The 6,343-nt window shown below is 60.1% G+C and carries 4 protein-coding genes and 1 pseudogene; 2 read left to right on the top strand and 3 right to left on the bottom strand.

The features are described from left to right. Positions 1–340 (top strand): annotated as a pseudogene (locus tag J8I34_RS32915) (hypothetical protein); the annotation flags it as partial. A gap of 622 nt (positions 341–962) precedes the next feature. Here the strand turns inward: J8I34_RS32915 and J8I34_RS32910 are convergent. Further along, entirely contained in the window at positions 963–2,333 is a 1,371-nt protein-coding gene (locus tag J8I34_RS32910; RefSeq protein ID WP_209808398.1) for a Fic family protein, read from the bottom strand. 247 nt (positions 2,334–2,580) lie between these two features. Next, positions 2,581–3,603 (bottom strand): DNA-binding protein, encoded by a 1,023-nt coding sequence (locus tag J8I34_RS32905; RefSeq protein ID WP_209808396.1) that lies wholly within the window; start codon positions 3,601–3,603, stop codon positions 2,581–2,583. Positions 3,604–3,798: 195 nt separating this feature from the next. Between J8I34_RS32905 and J8I34_RS32900 the strand changes: the two genes are divergently transcribed. Further along, on the top strand, positions 3,799–4,128 hold the full coding sequence (locus J8I34_RS32900) for a hypothetical protein (RefSeq protein WP_209808394.1): 330 nt from the start codon (positions 3,799–3,801) through the stop codon (positions 4,126–4,128). Here J8I34_RS32900 and J8I34_RS32895 read toward each other — a convergent pair. Next, a partial coding sequence (locus J8I34_RS32895) for a Tn3 family transposase (RefSeq protein WP_245176319.1) occupies positions 4,112–6,343 on the bottom strand: 2,232 nt, incomplete at its 5' end. The two genes, J8I34_RS32900 and J8I34_RS32895, sit on opposite strands and share 17 nt — an antisense overlap.

Raw genomic sequence — 6,343 nt, 5'->3', positions numbered from 1 at the left:
GTTCTCTCCCGTATTGCGAAAGCCGAAGACCACGGCTTTCGCAACATCAACCGCAAACCTCATTGATCAGCGATTCCTTAGTGCTATCTTGGTCGGCTCCAGTCTTTCTCCCATGCTTCTTAACCTGCCGTCATTAGTTCATGTATGTACCGTTTTGGTAGGCTGGGGGCTTGCCATCATCGTCACGCCGTTTTCTGTGATCAGCGTCATGGCAGCTCGCTTCAGCGGTATTCCTACCCTGGTCATCAGCCTGCGGGCGAACCTAGCGTTTGTACTTGTGAGCATCGGCAGCGCCGCGCTCGTGCTCGGGTCGGCTACTTGGCTGCTGCAAGACCGCTGAGAAGGAAGTACTTATGGACTTGGCAACATCCACGAAATCCGGATCGCTGCGAGGTCAAAAAATTTGCAGGCGCGGGTCCCGGCCTTTTTTTGCATGCTGTTGTGCATGTGGCCAAAGGCTCCGTTAGGAAAGGGCGATCGCCTTTAATGAGTTGCTTCGCAGAGCTTGCGCAAACCTCCACCGGCGCGTTGTTGTGCACTGATGTTTTATTTTCGCCTACGGAAAATGCAATTAATCGCCGCGCTACCAAACCCAACAAAGGATGGAGCCAGCAGGCGAGGGGGTTGTCGGTCGTGATGTCACGTCGGGACTATGAAGGGTAGGCTCGGATATATTTTCACGATGCCGTGAAAATACCGTTCGCCTTGCCTGAAGCTGGCTGGCCGTGATCTCGGAGAAGTTGGGTGGGGGTATTAGCCCTTGTGGGTCCAGCCAATCCGATGCCGCCCCTGTGTCGCCTTGTGCCGGGCATCCTCCTCGCTGTACAGGTAGCCGCTGGTCGTCGACAGCGGGCTGTGCCCAAAAGTTGTCGCAGCATTGAGGTGCTGGCCAACATCGCGGCTCGCGGTTCCCATGCCGGCACCCTAGACTCGAATCCCTCCCGTCAGGCATTGCAATGCCATTAGTTCGGGCGGCCCGTCACCTGGGCCGCCTTCCATGCGACAAATTCCGAAGGGCGCAAGCCGTAGCGGGCGAGTACGCCTTCGTGCAGCCGCCGGAGTTCTTCGACGACAAGCGCTTGCACGTTGTCACGGTCGGTGATTGGCACGGTTGCCATGACGCCCTGCCGAATCACGGATAGCGCATCCTGATCGGGTTGCAGCACGACGTCCCGGATCGCTTGTTTGATCACCTCACGCCAGGCGAGCCGTAGCGGGTCGGGTTCGGCCAGATTTTGCTTGATGGCCAGATACTCTTGGGTTGAGCGCTCGTAGGCCCAAACGAAGAGATCGCGCAGCAATTCCACGCGGGTCATCTCATACAGGCCCAGGATGGCCCGGCTATAAGCTTGCTCCGGCACATCCAGAAACGTGAGCGGACAAAGGTTGGCACGGAACAGCGGCAGATTGGCGACCAAGCGTGAGGTGCGTTTGTTGACGTCCGCGAAGGGCTGCAGGTAGGGCACGTGCACCAACACGAAGAATGACTGTTCGAAAGGATCCACAATCTGATTCACCTTGTCGAGCAGGACATCCAGGACTTCTTCAATCTGCTGCGGGGCAGACAGTGGGCGGTAAACACTTTTGCCGATGTCCACCGCGTGCTGGCGGAGCCGGCCTTCGTCGGCCGGGTTGGGCAACAAGTTTTCCGACAAGGCACTATGCAGGTTCATCAGGGTATAGCGATCGAAACCAACCGTACCGATGTTCTCGACCAGCAGTTCGATGGCGGTCTTGTGGTTGAGGATCATCTGGGTTTCGATGGCCGCCTTGCCTTGGGCCGCCGTGCCATGCTCGATCAGCTCACGGGTATCCAGGCGTGAATAGGTGTTGCCCTCCAAATGACTCGAGGCCCATGACAGGTCGATCAGCAGCCGGTTCAGAATCGCCCGGCTATAAGTTCCGGCTGGAGCAGTGGCCTGCGCCGTCTTGCCCATCTTGTGAAGCTGGCGCCGAAGCGAGTCCGACAGATACCGTGTGACATTGGGGCGATAGGCGTCAAGGAAGTCGCGTTGGTAACCCACTGGTTTGCGCGCCTCCGGTGGCTGGTCGATATACGCGACGATGTCGCGGCTGTCGGCCGAAAGCGGGATGAAAACCGGGAAGCGGTCGTCGTCCTCGGCGGTCGCGGCAATCACCGTTGTCATCTTGCCGAAATAACGCCGGGCGCGCCCTTCGCCGACGGCCGAGACCTGTCCGCCATCGATCCATTGGCTGATCCAGCGCTGCGCGGTGCGCCGCGCAACGTCGGGATGCGCTGCGAGCAACTCACTGAGCGTCAGGCCAGCAGGGGCTGTTCGAATGCTTTGAAGCAGTGGGTGGGCGGTTGACATAGAGCGAGCGCGTGGCGCGGTTTGGAGACGAGAGTGGCGCGATTGTGGCGCAGTTCCTCAAACAGCGCCACGATTTGGCGCAGAAGCAGGGGCCCAGTCGCCCACGGATCGAACAAACTCAGGTAGTGCGTGGCGCACGCTGACGGGGAAACAGCGGTCGCGGAGCCGGGCGCCAGCGGGGATGGGGTCATGCCGGGATAAAGCCGGAAATGACACATAAGCCTAAAAGTCATAAAGAATGAGGCTTTTATGTCGTTCTGGCGGCAGGCTGGAGATAACTGCGCAACTCCTGCACGATGCCTTGCTGCGCCTCGCATTTGGCCTGGGACTGTGCCAAGGCCAGCTCAAGCTCGCGCACCTGGGTCGACAGGCTGCCAGCTTGTGCCAACGCTGCCGCCAATTGTTCCTCCAGCGCCTGGGCGTGGGCATCCTTGTCGGCGAGCTGCGCCGCCAGCACGCCGTTGCGCTGCTCGATCGGCTGCAGCGTTTCTAGCTTTTGCGCCTGGCGCCGACTGAATTCTTGCGCCTGCTGAAGAGCCTGGCGCGTATGGGACAGTTCGGCCACCAGGCGCGCGCCCTCCTGGTTCAGGCGGGTGACTTCCTCCTGCTTGACGACGATGGTTTGCTGCGCCTGGCGTAATTCGGCCTGCAGTTGCTGGAGTTGCTGCTCGTGCCGGCGCTGGTCCTGGTCGCGCCGGTCCTTGACCGCCTGGCGGTAGTGATCGAGGGCTTCGCGCGCGTGCTGGTGTTTTTCCTCGAGGGAGCGCCGGTGGGCTTCGTTCTCGGCCAGCCGCTCCTTGAGGTCAGCGACCTGCTGCTCGGCGGTGTGGCGCGCGATCGTTTCTTGCTGCAGCGTCTCGCGGGCGCGGCCGTGCGCGTCTCGCTCCTGCTGCAGGGCCGTCTCGACGCGCTGCACCTGTCCGCCCAATTGCTCGGCGTCGCGGTGCGCGGCGGCCAGATGCTGCGTGTGCCGGCGTTCCTGTTCCGCGTGCTCGGCGCGCGCGGCATCAATCCCCGCGTTGGCTTCCTCCTGCAATTGCGCGGCCAGCCGCTCCACCAGATCCTGCAACGCCTCGCTTATCGACGCCTTGCGGCCGGCGGCGCCGCCGTCCTCGGTGTCAAGTTCCCGCAGGTACTTGTGGATGGTCGTCTTCGAGCCGGTATTGCCGAGCGCGATGCGCACGGCGTCGACCGACGGGTGCTTGCCTTGCGCGATGAGCGCGTCGCGCGCCTTTTTCACGTCGGATTTGTAGAGTCCGGTGCGGGCCATCGGGCGTCCTCAATATATCATAATGGATTACATACCACGTAATTACATAACAAAAGTGGGCGCATGACAACGATGATTTGAGGGGAAACTGACACCGGATAAGGCGGCGTTATCCGGTATCATGCGCAAATTCGGGCCGCCTTTGGCCGCTTTGATCCGTAATACGGCCCTTCGGCCAGTGACAGGGAGCCCCCGATGAGCAAGCTCGATCAGTACCTGCGCGCCGCCACCCGCGACAACACGCGGCAAAGCTACCAATCGGCGGTGCGGCACTTCGAGGTCAGCTGGGGCGGCTTCCTGCCGGCGACCGCCGACAGCATCGCGCGCTACCTGGCCGACCATGCCGAGACGCTGTCGGTCAATACGCTGCGGCAGCGCCTGGCCGCCCTGGCGCAATGGCATCTCGAGCAGGGCTTCCCCGACCCGACCAAGGCGCCGGTGGTGCGCAAGGTGTTCCGCGGCATCCAGAGGGATGGCCGGGATTCGAAAAAAATCCGCCACATCTTCGCTAAGCCGCTGATTTAAATACGAAATCGATCGATGGGTCGAATGGCGGCACGCGCCGCTGCAGGTCGAGCAGGTAATCGCCGAACCGGTTGATGTGCTCGCGCCGGTAAGGCGACAACGCCTTGAGGACGTCGGCATTCACCGGATGCCCGCGCTCCTGCAAATCCTTGAGCTTGCGCGACATCCACTGAACGTTGTGGAGGATGACCATGTTGGCGACCAGCTGGTTGTACTTGATCACCTTGCGCTGTTCGTGCCGCAGATTTTCGGCGATGACGCCGTCGCCGCCAAACATCAACCACTGCGCGAAGTCATTGAACTGCTCGCTCTTGTTGGTCGCGGCATGAATAGTGCGCCGGAGCTCCGGGTCGTTCAGATACTTCAGCAAGAACAGCGTGCGGATAACGCGGCCCAGTTCCCGGAACGCGAAGTAAAGCTTATTCTTCGTGCTCTCCGATCCCAGCCGGCGCAGAATGGTCGACGGCGTCATCTTGCCGGCCTTGATCGAGACGGCGACCCGCATCATGTCAGGGTAGTGTCGTTGGATCAGGTCCCAGTCGATGGACCGGCGGCACAGGCGCTCGATATGGTCGTATCGTCGGCGTCGGTCCGCCTTGTATAGCACCAGATCCTTAATATTGCGCATGCGCGGCATCAGATTGATGCCCAGCAGGTAGGACAGGCCAAACACCGGCCCACTCTGCGCTTGGGTGTCGCCGTGAATGGTATCCGGCTGAATCTCAGAGCCATTTCTGATGAGGCCGTCCAGGATGTACACCGCCTCATGCACGCCGCACGGAATGAAGTTGCTGAAGAGTGCGATGTACATGTCGGAGACATGGTAGTAGCCAATTCCGCCGTACCCGCCATAACGGATGTGGTACTCCGATAGCAGATTCTGCTCATACAGAGTCCACTTCGTGCCATCTGCGGACGCGCGCTTGCCACTGCCCCAGTACTTAGGCAGCGCGAATTGATTGTATGCGTTGATGACCTTCACAATGGCCTTGTCGAGCCGCTCTTCCGTGACGTGATGCAGGTTCAGCCAGGCAATTTGCTTGCGGCTCAACCCCTTGACGGACCGAGCCGTCTGGCTCGCGCCCAGGTTGCAACCGTAGCAGAACAGCGTGCAGATAACTCGCTTGCGAGGGTCATCGAGCTTGGCATCGAAGCCGGACAGTGGGCCGAAAAGCCTATGCAGATTGAGCCATTGCTCCGTTTCGGTCAGCACGTCAAGGATGCTGATCTGCGGCATCGATGCGGTGATAGCCTGGTCGATCAGCATCATGTTGGGCGGGTCAGGTGCCTTGCCGGGCCGGTGGATGATCAGCCCCTGTTCTCCGAATTCGATGCCGTCGTTCTCGGGGAAGTTGGCATCCACCTCGTCGAGTGCCGTGCTCAGTCTGTCCGATAGTGTTCTGACGAAGTTCTCACCATCCGTTGGCAGGCCAACGATCTCACAGTAATGCGGTAACTCCCGTTCGAACACCTCCTCGGATACCTGATGTAGGCGGAAGTCGTCAAAGCGGTCACTGCCCTCCACGTAAAGATCGCCCGAGCTTAGCTCACGCATGACCTGATCGAACACGCACAGCTCAAAGTACCTACGATGGAGCAGACGACTACTCCGGCCATCCGGAAAGATGGCTTTCTCCCACTTGGCCGGTAGCCAGTCGAGCGGAAGGTTCAGTAGATCGTCGTCCGTAAGGTGCAAATGTTCGCGGTGCGAGGTCCGGAAGCCTTGTATCCAGGCCAATGCCACCAAGACTGTTTTGTCCTGCGAACTGGATTTGAGCGGCAAGACCTCAAGGCACTGAAAGAGCAGGGAGCGCTGCTGGCGGTATGGCGCGAGCATGAATGGAAGATCGAAGTTTCCAGCGTACGCGATATGCTCATTGCAGCGGGCAAGCGTAGCTGCTGCATCGTTACCGAGGACCTCACGCACCTTATCCAGCCGGAAGATTTCGGCAATGCCGTCATCCTCCAGAACCTGCAGCACATCGCGGAACTGGCTGACCAGGTCTTCCAAGGCGTCCGCATGCGCGAGTTGATATTGTTGCAGTCGGGTCCTGGCGAGGCCCTCGAGCTTGCGCATGACCTTGATGAAGATTTCGGCCACATCGTCGAGCGCCTTCTGCAACTGCGCGTGAATGAAGGAGCTAAAGTCGAAACTGGTGTACAGGCGGGGAATTTGAGGCGCGGAGTAGAGGGCGGTGGAGCTTTCCGCTGAGAA

Source organism: Cupriavidus phytohabitans (genome assembly GCF_017815025.1).
Classification (GTDB): Bacteria; Pseudomonadota; Gammaproteobacteria; order Burkholderiales; family Burkholderiaceae; genus Cupriavidus.
The sequence above is the reverse complement of the archived record's forward strand: the minus strand, read 5'-3'. Positions and strand labels throughout refer to the sequence as shown.